This is a genomic window from Neobacillus sp. NPDC097160, from assembly GCF_044762155.1.
Classification (GTDB): domain Bacteria; phylum Bacillota; class Bacilli; order Bacillales; family Cytobacillaceae; genus Neobacillus.
Genome location: NZ_JBIWDU010000005.1, coordinates 87,092 through 104,709, shown reverse-complemented (window position 1 = coordinate 104,709; position 17,618 = coordinate 87,092). Strand labels below are relative to the sequence as shown.

At 38.6% G+C, this 17,618-nt stretch carries 20 protein-coding genes; 10 read left to right on the top strand and 10 right to left on the bottom strand.

Going from position 1 to position 17,618, the window contains the following annotated elements:
• Positions 1 to 132: 132 nt before the first annotated feature.
• Complete coding sequence (locus ACIQXV_RS08830) at positions 133 to 801, top strand: DUF2642 domain-containing protein (RefSeq protein WP_402957934.1); 669 nt, start codon at positions 133 to 135, stop codon at positions 799 to 801.
• A gap of 111 nt (positions 802 to 912) precedes the next feature.
• Here the strand turns inward: ACIQXV_RS08830 and ACIQXV_RS08825 are convergent, their stop codons facing one another.
• Both ACIQXV_RS08825 and ACIQXV_RS08820 read right to left on the bottom strand, forming a co-directional pair.
• The gene (locus tag ACIQXV_RS08825; RefSeq protein WP_402957932.1) at positions 913 to 1,560 is read right to left on the bottom strand and encodes a phosphatase PAP2 family protein; all 648 of its coding nucleotides are present in this window, start codon (positions 1,558 to 1,560) and stop codon (positions 913 to 915) included.
• 187 nt (positions 1,561 to 1,747) lie between these two features.
• Positions 1,748 to 2,821 carry an NAD(P)H-dependent flavin oxidoreductase gene (locus ACIQXV_RS08820; protein WP_402957930.1) on the bottom strand — a complete coding sequence of 358 codons (1,074 nt, stop codon included), beginning with the start codon at positions 2,819 to 2,821 and terminating at the stop codon, positions 1,748 to 1,750.
• 149 nt (positions 2,822 to 2,970) lie between these two features.
• Between ACIQXV_RS08820 and ACIQXV_RS08815 the strand changes: the two genes are divergently transcribed.
• The 8 genes from ACIQXV_RS08815 to ACIQXV_RS08780 all read left to right on the top strand — a co-directional run bounded on the left by ACIQXV_RS08815 (position 2,971) and on the right by ACIQXV_RS08780 (position 10,720).
• Positions 2,971 to 3,363 carry a thiol-disulfide oxidoreductase DCC family protein gene (locus ACIQXV_RS08815; protein WP_402957928.1) on the top strand — a complete coding sequence of 131 codons (393 nt, stop codon included), beginning with the start codon at positions 2,971 to 2,973 and terminating at the stop codon, positions 3,361 to 3,363.
• A 193-nt stretch (positions 3,364 to 3,556) separates the two neighbouring features.
• A complete protein-coding gene (locus ACIQXV_RS08810) occupies positions 3,557 to 4,747 on the top strand; it encodes a M14 family metallopeptidase (protein WP_402957926.1) in 1,191 nt (396 codons plus the stop codon).
• 571 nt (positions 4,748 to 5,318) lie between these two features.
• Positions 5,319 to 6,743 carry a PTS system trehalose-specific EIIBC component gene (gene treP, locus ACIQXV_RS08805; protein ID WP_402957924.1) on the top strand — a complete coding sequence of 475 codons (1,425 nt, stop codon included), beginning with the start codon at positions 5,319 to 5,321 and terminating at the stop codon, positions 6,741 to 6,743.
• An 81-nt stretch (positions 6,744 to 6,824) separates the two neighbouring features.
• The gene (gene treC / locus ACIQXV_RS08800) at positions 6,825 to 8,492 is read left to right on the top strand and encodes an alpha,alpha-phosphotrehalase (protein WP_402957922.1); all 1,668 of its coding nucleotides are present in this window, start codon (positions 6,825 to 6,827) and stop codon (positions 8,490 to 8,492) included.
• Positions 8,493 to 8,506: 14 nt separating this feature from the next.
• Positions 8,507 to 9,220, top strand: coding sequence for a trehalose operon repressor (treR, locus tag ACIQXV_RS08795; protein ID WP_402957921.1), 714 nt, complete (start codon positions 8,507 to 8,509; stop codon positions 9,218 to 9,220).
• A gap of 108 nt (positions 9,221 to 9,328) precedes the next feature.
• Positions 9,329 to 10,006 (top strand): SOS response-associated peptidase, encoded by a 678-nt coding sequence (locus tag ACIQXV_RS08790; protein ID WP_402957919.1) that lies wholly within the window; start codon positions 9,329 to 9,331, stop codon positions 10,004 to 10,006.
• A gap of 240 nt (positions 10,007 to 10,246) precedes the next feature.
• Positions 10,247 to 10,465 carry a hypothetical protein gene (locus tag ACIQXV_RS08785; protein WP_402958264.1) on the top strand — a complete coding sequence of 73 codons (219 nt, stop codon included), beginning with the start codon at positions 10,247 to 10,249 and terminating at the stop codon, positions 10,463 to 10,465.
• A 21-nt stretch (positions 10,466 to 10,486) separates the two neighbouring features.
• Positions 10,487 to 10,720 (top strand): hypothetical protein, encoded by a 234-nt coding sequence (locus ACIQXV_RS08780; protein WP_402957918.1) that lies wholly within the window; start codon positions 10,487 to 10,489, stop codon positions 10,718 to 10,720.
• Positions 10,721 to 10,816: 96 nt separating this feature from the next.
• Here ACIQXV_RS08780 and ACIQXV_RS08775 read toward each other — a convergent pair whose 3' ends face one another.
• On the bottom strand, positions 10,817 to 11,041 hold the full coding sequence (locus ACIQXV_RS08775) for a hypothetical protein (RefSeq protein ID WP_402957916.1): 225 nt from the start codon (positions 11,039 to 11,041) through the stop codon (positions 10,817 to 10,819).
• A gap of 223 nt (positions 11,042 to 11,264) precedes the next feature.
• On the opposite strand from ACIQXV_RS08775, the gene ACIQXV_RS08770 reads away from it, so the two are divergent.
• A complete protein-coding gene (locus ACIQXV_RS08770) occupies positions 11,265 to 12,305 on the top strand; it encodes an ion channel (protein ID WP_402958262.1) in 1,041 nt (346 codons plus the stop codon).
• A gap of 30 nt (positions 12,306 to 12,335) precedes the next feature.
• Here ACIQXV_RS08770 and ACIQXV_RS08765 read toward each other — a convergent pair whose 3' ends face one another.
• From ACIQXV_RS08765 to ACIQXV_RS08735, 7 genes are all read right to left on the bottom strand, one after another.
• Positions 12,336 to 12,773 carry a GNAT family N-acetyltransferase gene (locus tag ACIQXV_RS08765; RefSeq protein WP_402957914.1) on the bottom strand — a complete coding sequence of 146 codons (438 nt, stop codon included), beginning with the start codon at positions 12,771 to 12,773 and terminating at the stop codon, positions 12,336 to 12,338.
• 240 nt (positions 12,774 to 13,013) lie between these two features.
• Complete coding sequence (locus ACIQXV_RS08760) at positions 13,014 to 13,430, bottom strand: hypothetical protein (RefSeq protein WP_402957912.1); 417 nt, start codon at positions 13,428 to 13,430, stop codon at positions 13,014 to 13,016.
• Between the two features lie 180 nt (positions 13,431 to 13,610).
• Positions 13,611 to 14,879: an FtsW/RodA/SpoVE family cell cycle protein gene (locus tag ACIQXV_RS08755; protein WP_402957910.1), complete on the bottom strand. Its 1,269-nt coding sequence runs from the start codon at positions 14,877 to 14,879 to the stop codon at positions 13,611 to 13,613.
• 7 nt (positions 14,880 to 14,886) lie between these two features.
• Positions 14,887 to 15,294: a PadR family transcriptional regulator gene (locus ACIQXV_RS08750; RefSeq protein ID WP_402957908.1), complete on the bottom strand. Its 408-nt coding sequence runs from the start codon at positions 15,292 to 15,294 to the stop codon at positions 14,887 to 14,889.
• 3 nt (positions 15,295 to 15,297) lie between these two features.
• Entirely contained in the window at positions 15,298 to 15,831 is a 534-nt protein-coding gene (locus ACIQXV_RS08745) for a sigma-70 family RNA polymerase sigma factor (RefSeq protein ID WP_402957906.1), read from the bottom strand.
• 198 nt (positions 15,832 to 16,029) lie between these two features.
• A complete protein-coding gene (locus tag ACIQXV_RS08740) occupies positions 16,030 to 16,905 on the bottom strand; it encodes a metal ABC transporter permease (RefSeq protein ID WP_402957904.1) in 876 nt (291 codons plus the stop codon).
• Positions 16,851 to 17,558, bottom strand: a complete 708-nt coding sequence (locus ACIQXV_RS08735) for a metal ABC transporter ATP-binding protein (protein WP_402957902.1) — start codon at positions 17,556 to 17,558, stop codon at positions 16,851 to 16,853. The genes ACIQXV_RS08740 and ACIQXV_RS08735 overlap by 55 nt, the downstream gene beginning before the upstream one ends.
• Positions 17,559 to 17,618: the final 60 nt, after the last annotated feature.

The following is a 17,618-nucleotide window of genomic DNA, read 5'->3' as shown; positions in this document are numbered from 1 at the left end:
TTGGTGCATCTCAAAGTCCTCTTACAAATATGAGCTGGGCAGGCCTTATCATTTTGAAATTTCAAATGAAATTATTCTCTTAAGCCCTTCTCTATTTGTAAACGGAAAAGATCAAGGAAAGGATGTGAGTAAATGAAATTAAAAGAAAACGTTGGCAAATATGTAAAATTGGAGATATCCGGTAAGAACTTTATAAGTGGCTTACTATGTGATATCGGCAGTGATATTTGGGTGGTCTTTAACGGCACTGACTACCTTTATACTCCGGCCGTTCATATCCAAAATTGGCAATTTTTAAAGAAAGATGAAATTGCCGAAATTAGTTTCTCTGATGAACAAACGCCAATTTATAATCATAATGAAGAAACATCATTAAGGAAAACACTTACCTTGGCAAAGGGAATTTTTACAGAAATCTATGTTACAAATAAACAAACACTTCACGGATATATTATAAGCATCATGAATAATTACTTTGTCTTTTACTCCCCTATATACAAAACCATGTTTATCTCCTTAAACCATTTAAAATGGTTAATCCCGTATACGAACAATCAGCGTCCTTACGGTCTAAGTAACTCCAGTTTGCCTGTGAACCCGAGCAATATTACATTTGCCCGTACATTTGAAGTACAAATTGAAAAGTTAGTGGGCGAATTAATTGTTTTTAATATTGGCGAAAATGAGAATGTGATCGGTAAAATCCAAGGAAAAAAGAATAACTTTGTTGAATTAATTGGTGCAAAAGAAGAACCAGTTTATATCAATCTTCAACATATTAAAACCATCCACATGACCTAATTTATTTCCGGTTTTTACGGCTGCTTATGAAGCAAGCTTTTATCAAAAGAGTGTCACTCGCTGACACTCTTTTTAGTATTTATATATATATGATTCTTGAAAACTCTTTACCTATTTGTTTTTCACATAAACAGTCTCTGACTTTTCCCTTATCCGCAATGTCAGAAGTTCAAACGAGATTCCATATAGAAAGGTAACAAGAAACATGGATCCAATCATATCAAAGATTACATGCTGTTTAACAAACAGCGTCGAAATGATAATTACCGATCCTGAAATATGGATACAAAGCGTGTTAACTAGATGTTTATTTTTAATATGAAGTGATGCCAGCATGACGGCAAATGTCGTTAGTACGTGTATACTTGGGAAACAATTAAATGGGCGATCCTTAGTGTAAATCCATTGAACAAGATCGTTCAAGAAATGATCGCCGACAAGTGTTTGCCTTGGTACTGTTGTTTGAAAGAAGAAGTAAATCACAAAGCAAATAAGCTCAGCAATCACGATCAAGAGCAGCGTTTTAAGGTACACCTTTGTATCCTTAAAGCAAAAGTAGATTAAATAACAGAACATATACGCGTACCAAAGGATATAAGGAATAATAAAAATCGACAAAAATGGAATGGCTTGGTCGATCGAGGTTGAAATATCAACTGCTTTATGTGATCGATTATTTAAAAATTGATAAACCACAGCTAAAAGCGGAATCACCAACAACAATAATAAATAGGGAGTTTTTCTTTTTAAACCTTTCACATACACCCTTCCCCATTGAATAAATTTAACTAAATTACCAAAATATGAGCCAAAAAACCTATCGAATCCCCATTATAATACCATAAATACTATGAAAATACATAATTTGGTGTCAGGCACCCTTCGTGGACAGTTCGCCTTATTTGTCCGCCCTGGGTGGACAAATAAGCCTTTTTTTTAGTCTTGCTTAGAGTTTTTGATTTAGGCTTTTTGCCTCATTAATAATCTTATTCATTAATTCGGAAACGGTTAATTTTTTTGCTAATCTTGGGCTTTGCCCTGACCATAATGACATATGTGCAGTTGCTCCCATTGCTGCAGAGGACTTTCTAATTGCTTTCGTTAGTTCGTTTTGCAGTGGATAGTCTGGGAGGGCTCCTTCATATTTTTTGATCACTTCTATAAAGCGATTATTTAGTCCCCTGGCCATTTTTCCTGAAAATGCCTTCGTCAATACAACATTGTCTTCCGATGCCTCCATGATTGCATTTTTGTGGAGGCTATTTGCCCCGCTTTCCTCACAAACAAGGAATGCGGTTCCCATTTGAACCCCAATAGCTCCAAGGCATTTTGCAGCCATTATTCCCCTACCGTCCATAATACCTCCTGCAGCAATTAGTGGAATGGTAACCGCATCGGCAGTCTGGGGAAGCAGAGACATCAACCCAATTAAACTATCATCTTCCTGACCGTGGAATGTCCCCCGATGGCCGCCAGCTTCTGACCCCTGAACAACAACAGCATCCAATCCGGCATTTTCGATCATAACAGCTTCCTTTACCGTGGTCGAGGTTCCAATCAAAACAATCGACTTTTCCTTTAGTTTCGTTACCACCTGAGGAGACGGGATACCAAAGGTGAATGAACAGATTGGAACCTTTTCTTCTATAATAATATTTACCTGTTCCTGAAAAGTGATTAAATCCTGTTCAAATGTTGGAAGTACTGGCCCTTCCTCGACATGTAATTCATCCATTATTGGTTGTAATAAAGCAGTAGCTGTTCGGAGCTTCTCTGGATCAGCTGTGTATTTTGAAGGAACAAATAAATTGATCCCGAATGGTTTTTCCGTCAGCTCACGTATTTCACAAATTTGGTTACGTAATTGATTAGGACTCATATATCCAGCCCCAACCATGCCAAGACCACCCGCATTTGAAACGGCTGCCACTAATTCAGAGGTGGTTGGCCCCCCTGCCATTGGAGCCTGTATGATGGCGTATTTTATGTTTAATAACGTTGTAAATTCATTTTTCCACATGCTTTTCACCGCCCATAAAATGGTATACTCAAATCTATTCTTATTATACATTACTTCCCTATTTTAAGATTTTAATGGGCTCTTAACCAGACCCTGTGCTATGCTAAAAACATATCTTATAAATTGTTTTCTAATAGGTTGGTGAAACAGTGGAACGAATTATTTTATATGACGGGATCTGCAATCTTTGCAATAGCAGCGTGCAATTTATATTAAAAAGAGATCCGGCTGGAAAGTTTAAATTTGCCTCCCTCCAAGGCGAAACGGGCCAAAGATTATTAAAAGAGCATGGCATAGGTCTTGACCTAAACAGCTTTATATTGATTGAAAATGGAAAAATATATAGGAAATCAAGTGCAGCTTTACGTGTCTGTAAACAATTAAAGGGTCCATGGAAAATGGCAACGGTTTTCTTCATCATTCCTTGCTTCCTTCGCGACCGTTTATACGATATCCTTGCAAATAACCGCTATAAATGGTTTGGAAAAAACGAAAGCTGCATGCTCCCATCACCAAAATGGAAAAACAGATTTTTAGAATAAAGAACAAACCTAATGGTGCCTGACACCTTTATTCCTACGGACATTTACTTAATGGTGCCTGTCACCATTACTACTACCGACATATACCAAATGGTGCCTGTCACCGCAAAATGATACCCCCAAATCGAGCAAATATTTTATTCCTTTTAGCATACATTTTAGTAACACTATTTTATTCATCAGGAGGCGCTAAATGGATATTTTTGTGAGGAAAGGGGATTCATTGTGGCATTACAGCCAGTTGTTTAAGATCAATTTACAGCTCATCAATGATTCGAATCCGGATCTTCAAGCAAACAGTCTTTCCATTGGTCAGCGAGTGTGTATTCCCGGCTTTGTTGCCCAAGAATACCAAGTTCTTCATGGTGACACTTTATGGAGAATTGCTCAAAGCCGCCATCTCTCGCTTGAAGCGATTCTTTTGGTTAACCCTAACATAAACCCAAATAATATAAATGTTGGTCAAACAATCAAAATTCCACTTCGGATTACCTGGAGATTAGTCAATGGCAGGCAAAACTACGATTACAAGTTATTGATGAATGATATCAAGCGGTTGCAAAACGTTTATCCTTTTTTGCAAGTCCCTTCAATAGGGAATACGGTTCTTGGAAAAACCATCCCAGAAATCCTCATTGGAAAAGGCGGTAATAAGGTTCATTATAACGGTTCATTTCATGCGAATGAATGGATTACCACATCAGTCATCATGACCTTTATAAATGATTATTTACTGTCATTGACGAATCAAAATACCATTCGCGGTCTTTCCACTAGCCGCTATTACCAACAAACCAACTTATCCGTTGTACCCATGGTTAATCCAGACGGCGTCGATCTTGTTTTCCATGGCCCCCCAGCCAAAGAACCCTGGAAACAGAAAGTGGTTGAATACAATAAAGGAAGTACAGACTTTTCGGGATGGAAAGCAAATATTAGAGGCATTGACTTAAATGACCAATTTCCGGCCCGTTGGGAGTTAGAAAAAGCAAGGAATCCTGATCACCCCGGTCCTCGAGATTATGGAGGTGAAAAACCTTTATCAGAGCCCGAGGCAATCGCTATGGCAGAACTGACAAAAAAGCGGGATTTTTCGAGAGTACTTGCTTTCCATACACAGGGTGAAGTAATTTATTGGGGATTTGAGAATGCGGAACCCCCAGAATCAGAGGTGATCGTGAAAGAATTCAGCAGGGTCAGCGGCTACGAACCTGTTAAAACCATCGAAAGCTATGCAGGTTACAAAGACTGGTTTATCCAGGACTGGCGCCGTCCGGGCTTCACCGTTGAGATTGGCAGAGGAGTAAATCCACTTCCCATAACACAATTTGATGAAATCTATAAAAAAACCCTGGGAATATTCTTAGCAGGACTATATATGTAGAATTTAAAAAGGAGGCTCGGCATAATAATCCGGCCTCCTTTCCGTATTTGTCCTTCCAAAAAAAGAATACTATATTTCTTATATTACCAAATTGATCCATTAATAGAATATTGTTTTAAAAAAAGAACCTTTGAATAAAATTCAAAGGTTCAAACGAGAACTTAGTGGTCTAGGCTAAGTCTCTCAATTAGGAGGTCTAAACTCAGAAGAATTTAAACATGTTTATTTTACCATTTTCAAAATATTCATTCAACAGTTTAATGCTGTAAAGGGAAAAAGTCGTTCAAAAGACATAGAAAATTAAATTCTATGATCAGAAACTAAATACTTTTTGGTAACACTATTTTTTTATCACCAATAAATAATGAAAGAATGCAAAAACCCATATGTATCAACCTATACAAGAAAAGAATTTATTTTGTTGACAAGCATGTATATACAAGTTAAAATGAAAACGTAATCAAAACTTGTATATACAAGCAACCGATTTAAATGAAAACGTCCAAATTGCCTGTATATAAAAATTAGATAAAAAACTGGGAGTGATCCCATTTTACAGGGGGAAAGAAAGATGACCAAATACACAGATCCTTCAAAAGAGTTATTGGAGCAAATTGGCGGTAAAGAAAATATTGCAGCCGTTACCCATTGTGTAACAAGAATGAGATTTGTCTTAAATGATCCAAGTAAAGCGGATGTTCAAAAGATAGAAGCAATTAAACTTGTAAAAGGTACCTTTACACAAGCAGGCCAATTTCAAGTCATCATAGGAAATGAAGTTTCCAGCTTTTACAATGATTTTGTCAAAATCGCCGGTGTAGACGGCACATCAAAAGAAGAAGCAAAAGTGGCAGCCAAGCAAAATCAGAACTGGTTACAGCGAATGATGGGGCACCTAGCTGAAATCTTCACCCCACTAATTCCTGCACTAGTAGTCGGCGGTTTAATCCTTGGTTTCCGAAATGTAATCGGTGACATAAAACTATTAGATGACGGCACAAAGACCATCATTGAAGTATCTCAGTTCTGGGCTGGTGTTCACTCATTCCTATGGTTGATTGGTGAAGCGATATTCCACTTCCTTCCTGTCGGCATCACCTGGTCTGTCGCAAAGAAAATGGGCGCGTCGCAAATTCTTGGTATCGTTCTTGGTATTACCTTAGTATCACCGCAATTATTAAACGCTTATGCTGTTGCAGGTGCAAAAGAAATACCAACTTGGGATTTTGGTTTTGCTCATATTAAAATGATTGGGTATCAAGCACAAGTAATCCCGGCAATTTTAGCAGGAATAGTATTAGGCTTCCTGGAAACTAGATTGCGTAAAATCGTACCAAATTCGATTTCCATGATTGTTGTACCGTTTTTAGCATTAGTTCCAACTGTATTAATTGCACACACGATTTTAGGTCCTATCGGCTGGTCTATTGGGTCCGGAATTTCTCATGTTGTTTATTCTAGCCTAACTTCTGCATTTGGCTGGTTATTCGCTGCCATCTTTGGATTTGCCTATGCTCCACTTGTTATTACTGGGTTACACCATATGACAAATGCAATTGACCTTCAATTGATGAGTGAACTTAAAGGCACAAACCTATGGCCAATGATTGCGCTATCCAATATTGCGCAAGGTTCAGCTGTTCTTGCGATGATCTTTATCAACCGTAAAAACGAAGAAGAAAAGCAAGTTTCAATCCCTGCAGCCATCTCTTGTTACTTAGGCGTAACTGAGCCGGCGATGTTCGGTATTAACTTAAAATATGGCTTCCCATTCTTAGCTGCGATGATTGGTTCCATGATTGCAGGTGTCGTATCCGTTGCTAGCGGTGTAATGGCTAACTCAATTGGCGTCGGTGGTCTTCCGGGGATTCTCTCCATTCAGCCTAAATATATGGCAGTGTTTGCAGTCTGTATGCTGATTGCGATTGTAGTTCCATTCATTTTAACGAATATCTTTGCAAAAACAGGTGTTAAAAAGTTAACTTTTAAAAAATAAATGTACACTCCATTAAGGAGGGAGACCAACTCCCTCCTTTTCCACATTAATTAACTCATTATATATAGGCAGGTGTATGAAATGACAACAGCATGGTGGAAAAAAGCAGTTGTTTATCAAATCTATCCAAAAAGTTTTAATGATACTACTGGTAGCGGAACCGGAGATCTTCAAGGCATTAATAAAAAACTAGATTATTTAAAAGAACTTGGAGTGGATGTCCTATGGCTCACTCCTATCTATCAATCTCCACAACGTGATAATGGGTATGATATTAGCGATTATTACACGATTTATGATGACTATGGCACGATGGAAGATTTCGATCGTCTTTTAAAAGAAGCCCATAAACGCGGTCTAAAAATTATCATGGACATCGTGATAAACCATACGTCTACTGAGCATGAATGGTTTAAACAAGCAAAGTCCTCTAAAATAAATCCTTACCGCGATTTCTATATTTGGAAGGATGGCAAAGACGGAGAACCGCCGACAAACTGGGAATCTAAATTTGGCGGGCCTGCTTGGGAGTACGATGAAAATACAGAACAGTATTATTTGCATTTATTTGATGTGACACAAGCTGATTTAAACTGGGAAAATGAACAGGTCCGCGAGGCATTATATGAAATGATGCATTTTTGGCTGAAAAAAGGTGTCGATGGATTCCGTTTGGATGTCATTAACTTAATTTCAAAAGACCAACAGTTCCCTCAGGATGACAGCGATGGGCGCAAATTTTATACAGACGGACCAAGAATTCATGAATTTTTACACGAAATGAACGAAAAGGTATTTTCACAATATGACATCATGACGGTTGGCGAAATGTCTTCTACTTCCATTGATAATTGCATTCGCTATACCAATCCGAAGCAAGAAGAATTAAATATGACGTTCAGTTTTCATCACTTGAAGGTCGATTATCCAAATGGCGATAAATGGACAAAAGCCGTTTTTGATTTTCAAGCTTTAAAAGATATTTTGTCAAACTGGCAGGTTGAAATGAATCATGGTGGCGGCTGGAATGCCCTCTTTTGGTGTAATCATGACCAGCCACGAGTTGTCTCCCGTTTTGGCGATGATGGAAAATATCACAAGGAATCGGCGAAAATGCTCGCTACGGCCCTTCATATGATGCAAGGTACTCCTTATATCTATCAAGGGGAAGAATTCGGTATGACCAACCCGAATTTTGACTCCATCGATGAATACCGTGATGTCGAGTCCTTAAATATATTTAAAATCAAAAAACAAGAAGGTCTTGGAGAACAAGAGATTATTGAAATCCTAAAGCAAAAATCACGGGATAATTCAAGAACACCAGTACAATGGAACGACAGCGAAAATGCAGGCTTTACGAGTGGAACCCCTTGGATTCAAACGGCTGCAAACTATACAGAGATCAATGCGGAAAAAGCCGTCCAAGATCAAGATTCTATTTTCTATCACTATCAAAAATTAATTCAATTAAGAAAAAGCTATGATATAATCACAGATGGTGACTACGAGCTTATTCTGGATTGTGATGAAGAAATTTTTGCTTTTGTCAGAAACCTTGAATCGGAAAAATTAGTCGTTTTGAACAATTTTTATGAAAAAGAGAAGGCTATTGTCCTCCCTGCTCATATAAACATTGATGACTTTACAAGCGAGATGTTACTCTCTAACTATAAGGATTCTGCTCCTTTTGGCCGGGAAATTCTGTTGCGGCCATATGAGTCCATTGTGTACCACTTGAAAAAATGATCGGAGATGTCCGTATGACAAATAAGTACCTAACCATTTATAACTGCATTGTCGAGCAAATTAAAAGCGGGGAAATTCCGCCTCAGACGCTGCTCCCCTCTGAAAACGAGTTAAAGGATCAATTCGACACCTCGAGGGAAACGATACGAAAAGCGTTAAATTTGCTCTCACAAAATGGCTATATTCAAAAAGTTAGAGGAAAAGGTTCCATTGTCATCGACATCAGCAAATTTGATTTTCCCGTTTCCGGGTTAGTAAGCTTTAAAGAACTGGCTAGTAAAATGGGCAAAAAACCAAGAACAATCGTAAACGAGCTATCATTACTAAAACCCGATGGCTATATCCGCCAGCAACTCCAGCTTGGAGGGAAAGACCTTGTCTGGAAGGTCGTCCGAACAAGAGAAATGGGCGGCGAAAAAATTATTTTAGATAAGGATTTTTTATCGAACAAGTACGTCCCTTCTTTAACGGAAGAGATCTGTTCCGACTCGATTTATCAATATCTTGAACATGAATTAGACTTAACCATAAGCTTTGCAAAAAAAGAAATTATCGTGGCCGAACCATCGCCCGAAGACCGCTCCTTATTGGATCTCGAAGGCTTTCACAATGTTGTCGTCATCAAAAACTATGTTTACTTAGATGATGCCACCCTTTTCCAATACACAGAATCACGGCACCGGCCAGATAAATTTCGATTTGTCGACTTCGCAAGGAGAACACATTAAACTTACAGCCAAAGAGGAGCCACCCATAGTGGTCTCCTCTTTTTTTCAAATGCTTATCAATGAAAAATTTGCTACAATAATCGTAACTAATGGACGAGGTGAAAAAGTATGTGCGGCAGATTCACACTTACGGCAACATTTGAAGAAATCATTGACCGTTTCGATATTCAGTCCTTCATGGAGGAAGAACTTTACTCTCCCAGCTATAATATTGCCCCTTCACAGTCGGTTTTAGCGGTGATTAATGATGGAAGATCGAATCGGATGGGATTCTTGAAGTGGGGTTTTATCCCTCCATGGGCGAAAGATTTGTCGATTGGAAATAAAATGATCAATGCACGGGCTGAAACAATTACAGAAAAACCAAGCTTTCGACATGCCTTCAAAAAGAAACGCTGTATTGTTATTGCGGATAGCTTTTATGAATGGAAACGGCACGAGGATCAAACCAAAACCCCGATACGAATAAAGCTCAAGTCTGATGAATTGTTTGCCATGGCAGGCATTTGGGAGGGCTGGAAGTCACCGGATGGAAAAATGCTTTATACCTGTTCTGTCATCACAACCGGTCCCAATAAATTAATGAAAGATATTCATGACCGCATGCCGGTTATTTTGAACCGTGAAGATGAAAAAACGTGGCTGGATCCAGCGATTTCAGATACCACACTGCTACAACCATTGCTTGTGCCCTTCGATGATAAGGCAATGGAGACATATGAGGTCTCATCCTTGGTCAACTCACCTAAAAATAACTCAATTGAGCTTATTCAAAAAATTTGTTAGCGCCCTTTTTTAAAAAAATCTTTTCAAAATGGACATGTTCACTACATGCACGTCCTAGGTTTTACATATGCTGTACTAACCCATAAAAGTTTTCCTTCTTTCGAAAGTGGCATCCACCACTTTCTTTTTTTATGGTAAGGGGCGGAGCGGCGAATTAATCCAATGGCTTATAAATCCCTCCAAAGAATATACTTAAAAATAAATCATGCGTAGGGGGTGATTTTTTTGAATATCGCACCAATGGCCATCAATTTTTTAGGTTTTAAAGTAAATGCAATTGATAATTCCTCCTTCGTCAATTTAGGAACGAATCAATTTGTTGATCAGTTCGTTTCATATAAAAGGAACCAAGGTGTTGGCGAGCAAAACGGTGATTTATCCCCTGTCAATATCCCCATTTCATGGGTTGTTGACCCTGATGTAACGGATAGCAATTCCGCGAAAAACAGTATTATTTAATTTTTGTTAGGGGTGATCTAATTGATTTTCGCACCGATGGTGGTCAATTTTGGCAATCTAAAAATTAATGTATTTGACCACGGCTCCGTGATTGCTATGGGTCCAAACCAGTTTATTGACCAGTTTGTTTCCTATAAACGTAACCAAGGATATGGTGAACAAAATGGTGATTTTGTCCCGATGATTATCCCAATCTCCTATATTTACGACTCAGACATAGGTGACAGCTGGACAGCGAAGAACAGTATTATATAAAATTGACCCGTTTTATCCCAGGGGACTTCATAATATAGAGGTCCCCTGCTTCTTTTACAGAAAAGGAAGTCTTTTTACCAAAAACTAATTGGTGATTCAACTCTCCTTTTGGGAGTCCCACCATTCTCTTACATCAAAAATACCATTTACTTCATTCTTTGATTTTTCAAATACTTCTACCGATTCAGTTGTTGAATAAGAAAAAATATAATGTGTCGGTGTTTCGCTTACAACTCGGAAGGAAGTAATTTCTCCATCCTCCATTTCAACCATGTATACTTTGCCATCCAAAATCTCATTAGTCTGTGCTAGATTTTTCATTAATATCATCCCCCCAATTAAACTATATTTTCAATGTAACAGTTTTATTGATAATAATCTAAATGAAATCCGAAAAAAGTATGAATAAAAATGTTGGACTCATAATCAATAATGTTCTTCACAGTATCAGAAACATCATGTGGAGTTGCGTTGATTATTTGGTTACATTTGGGAACTATAAGGGTAACCTAATACATGAAAGGCAGGGTCATTATTAGTGGGTATGGTGTTAAAAAAATGGCTATATTATCTGGTTAAGCTTCGGAATAAAATCTTTCTTCCATTTTTTATTTTATACCTGATTTTAGCCGCCTTTGTTATTTATTGGCTGGAGCCCAACACGTTTGAATCCTTTATTACCTCTCTTTATTGGGTTCTGACCACACTTGCTACCGTGGGATTTGGAGACTATGCACCCGTGACCAACCCTGGCAAGGTCTATACCATCATTCTCTACATCACAGGCATTGCCCTTGTTAGTGTTTTCGTCGGCAAGGTCATTGATTCTGTCTATTTTATCGATAAACTTAAAGTCGGAGGAAAAATGAAATATACCGGTAAAAATCATATCATTTTGATTGGATGGAGTTCAAAGTCAAGATTAGCGATCGATGAAATCTTAAAATCCGATAAAAAGATTGATATTGTCATTATTGATGTGTTGGAAAAAAACCCGTTAATAAGCGAGCGGCTGCATTATGTAAACGGTGATGCTACGAATGAAGAAATACTCCTCAATGCCAATTTACCAAAGGCAATGGGCGTTATTATTTTTGCCGACCAAATCACCCAGGACAATTATGCGACAAAGGATCCACTGCTTGTCGATGGTAAAACATTGTTAATTGCAACTGCCATCACAACGGTTGAAGAAAAATTTAATAAGGAGATTCATGTTACGGCAGAGGTCATTAATCAATGCCATATCCCATTATTCAAACATGTGAAGGTAGATGAATTTATTCCTACACAAGAAATGATCTCCCATGCAGCAGTTAGATCGTTATTTTCTCCCGGTATCACCCATATGTATTCTGAGCTGATGAGTACACAGTATGGAGAAGCCATGTTTGAAATTCCGAAACAAGCTGAATGGCTAACATATCGCGATGCATTTGTGGATCTGCTTAATAAAGGCGCTACTCTCGTTGCAGACCGAGGCGACTTACACATTAACCAAAAACTGGACGACAAAATCCCAGATAATGCACAGCTATTCGTTATTTGTGACAAAGACACCCTATCCCAAATTAAAGTAAGATAAAAGGATGCTATCCACAGCATCCTTCAATTTTTATATGGAAAAATAATAAAAATAATTGGCTTCTCTTACAAAACCGATTTTTTCATAGAGTCTTTGTGCTGTTGTGTTATCCGCAGCTGTTTCTAAAAAAACTCCTTTTGCACCTGTTTCCTCAGCAAATTCAAGCGCCGTATTTATTAATTTCTCCCCGACACCCTTTCCGCGGGCAGGTTTGGTAACATATAAATCGTTTAATACCCATGAGCGCTTCATACTAACACTTGAAAACGATGGATATAGCTGAACAAAACCAAGCGGATTAGCCCCATCTAGTGCGATATATACGACTGACTCATCATTCATCATTCTTTCCTTCAAAAACTTTCTTGCCCTATCCACATCAGACTTTTGCTCGTAGAACTGCCTGTACAAATCAAAAAGTTTTGTCAAAGAATCAAGTTCCTTTAGTGTTGCTTTTTTAATAATCATTTTTTAAAACCTCCCCTAAAGGACATCGGTATCCTTAGTTAATATTCTATTAGTTTAATGTAATTCCTTTATAAAGACGTACATTTTTAGTAGCAAAACGAAAAAGCCTTGAATTACCAAGGCTTTTTCACTAGCTAGGCAGGGCATACCACAATAGATTTTCTAGTTTTTATTTAAACGCAGAATTTTTATTTATTTTCCCATTAGAGTCTTACTATTAATAAATGCTGAACGGGATCTTCACATTCCGCCGTGTGTTTGGAATCCACCCATTCCACCATATCCATCATGTCCCGGGAATCCACCCATGCCTCCATGCCATCCGTGACCTGGGTATCCGCCGTCCCAGCCTCCATGACAGCCGTGACCTGGGTATCCGCCGTCCCAGCCTCCATGCCATCCATGACCTGGGTATCCGCCATCCCAGCCTCCATGCCATCCGTGACCTGGGTAGCCTCCTCCCAAGCCTCCGTGCCATCCATAACCTGGAAATCCACCCATGCCCATGCCGCCATATCCACCCATTCCTGGGTATCCGGCTATACCCATGCCGCTATATCCAGTCACTCCTGGAAATCCACTCAATCCCATTCCGCTATATCCACCCACGCCAGGGAACCCTCCCATGCCTACGTTAAATTGTCTCATATCAGTCATTTAAGCATCTCTCCTTTATATAGGTTACAGTCTAGACTATGTTGAAACCATGAAAAGGCATAGGCAGATGTCCTGTTTATTCATAACTAAATGTACGGTGACATAGACCGCGGTAATTTAGGAATTAATTTATCACCTAAAGAGCACTGGCAGCACATTCTCAGCCACGAGCAGAACTTCTTAACGGCTTGATAGTATATCTTTCCGACGATACACACTTAACACAATTCCAATTAAAAAGGAATTTAGCAATACCGGCATCAACCCATAGCTAATAAATGGCAAGGAAATAGACGTAAGTGGAAAAACGCCGAGTGCCATACCGAGGTTACTTGCCAGCTGTACACCGTAAAGTGATACAGCACCTATCAGAAGTAGTTTTGCGAAAGAATCATGAGTCCTATTGGAGATGACAATAAATCTCACCATAATCAGGGAGAGGATGATGACCAGTGCTATTGCAAATAACCAACCGTAAATATAAGTTAAGCTAACAAACACAAAATCCGTATGCGCCTCAGGGATAAATTCCTTTTGTCCCGGGTTGCCAAACCATCCTGATTTTGACATCAATCCCTTCACACGTAAAGCCAAGTACCCTGCTCCATTTGAATATTTCTCAGGGTTAAAAAAGGCAAGCAGCCTTACTTTTTGATAAGTTTGAATAAACTGCCAAGATATAAACCCAATAGTCATGAATAAACCAATCGTTACTCCAGTAATCCACAGAATCATTTTCCGGCTAAATATACTCCACCATAGCATCACGAATACTGTAACAGTATACATAAAGATGATCGGAATACTTGGAACGTTGAGGAATAATAAGATTGGAATCATAAATAATATGGAAAAATTCCAGACTTTGAGCTTCTCGTCATTTAAAAATGAAGCCCAGGCAAGGAAAAAGAATGGTAAAGCCATAGAGCTTTCTATCGTAATAATACCTGGGATCCTCAGTAGTGGAACTCCATTTATCGTTGTATTGGAAAAAGTCCTGATTAGGACAAGTAAGAGTATCCCTAATAAGTAAAATAACCAACCTCGCGTTTTCCATTTGCGATAATCGATTAACATGATGCCAATTGCTGTAGCACCTCCGAGTACTACCATGATCGTCTTACTGACTGAAAAATGTCTATCGTCAATGTATCCGAGTGAAATAATCGGTAAAAATCCAAGCCCTAATGTTGTAACCAATAGGATCATCATAAACCAATCAACCTTTGGCTTGTGAAGCCTGTTCATTTGTTTCCCTAATTTGATCGGGCTGCCCATCTGCTCAATCGCTTTTTCTTCGGCCTCCGCTTCTGGTAATCCTTTCTCCAACCAAAATTTCTTTGCTTCCTTCAGGTGATAACCTAATTCATCAGCCACATATTTCTTGGCTTCCTTCGATTTAATTTGGTCTGTGACCTCATGTAAAAATAGATATTTTTTATTTGCCAAGTTGGTCTCACCCTTCAAGCAACTCATTAAAAGCAAAGCGGTTTTTCGTTTGCTTTTTGGATGCCTTTTGCAAGATTTTTTTGCCTTTATCGGTTAATCGATAATTTTTTACATTCGATTCGTCCCAGGTTGATTGGATCCACTGGTTTTGTTCCAATCGATGGAGCAGAATGTAGAGAAATCCTTCGTTATCCTCAAATTTCCGAACGCCACGCCCCCGCAATAGTTTGGCTAATTCAAATCCGGTTTTTTCCTGGACAAGAAGCTGCATGACAGCAAATAACACATCCTCTTCATTTTCATCCTGTTTCTTTATTTTTTCATGAATGTTTTTTCGATGCTTTTCGGTAAAATTCAACTGCGTATAGACAGTTCGATCCATTGATTTTTTTAAATTCTTTAAACGCTCCTCCATGACTTATGCCTCCAATCGTTTTTTTAGCAGTTCTTTTGCACGTTTCAATCTCGTTTTAACCGTGTTATCACCAGTATTCGTAAGTACTGCGATTTCCTTTATCGGCAATTCTTCATAATAAAAAAGGTAAATCACTTCACGATACTTAATCGGCAGTTGCATAATCGCTGTAATCAGCTCATCATCCTCTTCTTTCTGGATCACTGCCTGCTCAACCAGTTCCCTTTTCGTCTTGCTGTTTGCCGGTTCTTCATCTGTCATGACAACATTTCTGTTATACCAGCTTTTCAAGTAGTCCTTGCAATGATTGATGGCAATCCGCCACAGCCACGTCCGCAGCTTTGATTTTCCGCAATATGTATGTAGCGATTTGTAACATTTAATAAAAATATCTTGGGTTAGATCCTCAGCAAGCCCTTTATTTTTCACATAAGAATAAACAAGCTGTAAGATTTCCTGCCCGTAGCTGGTCATAATTTCATCGATAAGAGCTTCCCTATCTTCTGTTTCTAGCACTTCTGCTGTCAATTCATCCACGTTTGTTCCCTCCTTGCTATAACTTAGACGACACATCCTATTTAGAAGTTTTTAAAAGTGTATGACTTTAATAAAAAACTATATTTCCTGCTCCATAATATACTATTATATATGCTCATTCTGTCATTCAAAAGGAGATGTACATTATATATAAAATGACAAAAGAGCTTAGATTTTCTAAGCTCTACACGATGTTGTTTAATTATCAAGAAATCTTTTCGGCGAAACTTGAATGGTTTCTCTATTTGTCCTCTTTATCATTCTTTGGGCATGCTGAACCACCTTCTGTACAAATAACCCTGCCAATAAAAGTATGATTAAGATGAGTGTAATCGTAGCCCCTGGAGGCGTCCCTAATTCATAAGAGGAAACGAGACCTGCATAAATACTTACAATCGATGTCAGTTCAGCAGTGAGAATCACCATGGTAAATCCCTTTGCTAATCGAATCGCGAAAGCAGCCGGCAGGACAAGGAGGGCAGATACCAGTAATACGCCAATGGTTGGTATAATCACCGAAATCGCCAGTCCAGTGATAATACTAAATGATAGTGAGAGCAAATTGGTATTAACACCACTAGTATAGGCGGTGTCTTCATCAAAGGTCATTAAATATAAAGGTCTTTTAAGCACAATAAAATAAAGAAGAATACAAATTGCAACCACTGTAAGCACCTTTACCTGTAATGGACTAATCGTGACAATTGAGCCAAATAAGTATTGATCGATAGAAGTTGTCGACCCACCTTTACTGATACTCATCAGAAATAAGGCAAACGACAGTCCTGCGGCCATCAAGATGGCAATCGAGACTTCTGAATAAGTTCTGTATGCACGGCGCATATATTCAATTCCGATTGCGCCGATTACTACTATTAAAATACTGGAAAAAGTAATATTGAGATTAATAAAAAAACCAACCGCAACACCTGAAAGTGAGATATGAGAAAGGGTATCGGCCATTAATGCCTGCCGCCTTAGAATCAGGAAAACACCTAATAATGGAGCAATTAAAGCAATTACACCTCCAGCCCATAAAGCCCGTTGCATGAACTCAAGACTAAGCATTTCCATCCCCCATGTTCCCCCCTTTCTAGCTGAAGTGTTTTTGAAAGATATGAATCTACTTCATCCTGATTATGCGTAACCATAATAACCGTTCTTCCATGCTTTTTTACTTGATGGGACAAAAATTCGTAAAACGCTTTTCTGCTGCTTGCATCCATTCCTGTCGTTGGTTCATCTAACAAAAGCAAGTCTGGTTCTGCCGCTAAGGTCCGTGCAATACAGATTTTTTGTTTTTGTCCACCGGAGAGGGATCCAATTTTATGATGACGAAACTCCCACATCCCTACCATCTTTATCGCATTCTCTACTATTTGTACATCCTGACTGTTTAAGCGCTTGAACCACTTTCCTTTTTTAAATCGTCCTGAACGAACTAGTTCCAGCACTGTACTTGGGAAACCTGCATTAAATGATGCGATTTGCTGGGGAACATACCCAATTGTAAGACTATTTCCATTAGCATTATATTTGCTTACAGATACTGTCCCTTCCCAAGGATTAAGCAATCCTAGTAACAACTTAATTAATGTCGTTTTGGATGCGCCGTTTTGTCCGGTTATGCCAACAAACTCTCCATTTTCGATATCAAATGATACTCCATTTAATGTTGGCAAATGATTATAGCCAAACACAATATTTTTAGCAGAAGCAAGAATCATACTGTAACACCTCTCTTTACTATATTTTATACATCCGACCTCATGCGAAAACGAAAAAGT

What these genes read in the sequence shown, in the direction of transcription:
- ACIQXV_RS08785 (WP_402958264.1), top strand. Translation starts at nt 10,247, where the DNA reads ATGGCCATCAATTTTTTAGGTTTTAAAGTAAATGCAATTGATAATTCC.
- ACIQXV_RS08735 (WP_402957902.1), bottom strand. Translation starts at nt 17,558, where the DNA reads ATGATTCTTGCTTCTGCTAAAAATATTGTGTTTGGCTATAATCATTTG.
- ACIQXV_RS08790 (WP_402957919.1), top strand. Translation starts at nt 9,329, where the DNA reads ATGTGCGGCAGATTCACACTTACGGCAACATTTGAAGAAATCATTGAC.
- ACIQXV_RS08820 (WP_402957930.1), bottom strand. Translation starts at nt 2,821, where the DNA reads ATGTGGAAAAATGAATTTACAACGTTATTAAACATAAAATACGCCATC.
- ACIQXV_RS08760 (WP_402957912.1), bottom strand. Translation starts at nt 13,430, where the DNA reads ATGACTGATATGAGACAATTTAACGTAGGCATGGGAGGGTTCCCTGGC.
- ACIQXV_RS08830 (WP_402957934.1), top strand. Translation starts at nt 133, where the DNA reads ATGAAATTAAAAGAAAACGTTGGCAAATATGTAAAATTGGAGATATCC.
- ACIQXV_RS08810 (WP_402957926.1), top strand. Translation starts at nt 3,557, where the DNA reads ATGGATATTTTTGTGAGGAAAGGGGATTCATTGTGGCATTACAGCCAG.
- ACIQXV_RS08750 (WP_402957908.1), bottom strand. Translation starts at nt 15,294, where the DNA reads ATGGAGGAGCGTTTAAAGAATTTAAAAAAATCAATGGATCGAACTGTC.
- treR (WP_402957921.1), top strand. Translation starts at nt 8,507, where the DNA reads ATGACAAATAAGTACCTAACCATTTATAACTGCATTGTCGAGCAAATT.
- treC (WP_402957922.1), top strand. Translation starts at nt 6,825, where the DNA reads ATGACAACAGCATGGTGGAAAAAAGCAGTTGTTTATCAAATCTATCCA.
- ACIQXV_RS08740 (WP_402957904.1), bottom strand. Translation starts at nt 16,905, where the DNA reads ATGGAAATGCTTAGTCTTGAGTTCATGCAACGGGCTTTATGGGCTGGA.
- ACIQXV_RS08775 (WP_402957916.1), bottom strand. Translation starts at nt 11,041, where the DNA reads ATGAAAAATCTAGCACAGACTAATGAGATTTTGGATGGCAAAGTATAC.
- treP (WP_402957924.1), top strand. Translation starts at nt 5,319, where the DNA reads ATGACCAAATACACAGATCCTTCAAAAGAGTTATTGGAGCAAATTGGC.
- ACIQXV_RS08770 (WP_402958262.1), top strand. Translation starts at nt 11,265, where the DNA reads ATGGTGTTAAAAAAATGGCTATATTATCTGGTTAAGCTTCGGAATAAA.
- ACIQXV_RS08765 (WP_402957914.1), bottom strand. Translation starts at nt 12,773, where the DNA reads ATGATTATTAAAAAAGCAACACTAAAGGAACTTGATTCTTTGACAAAA.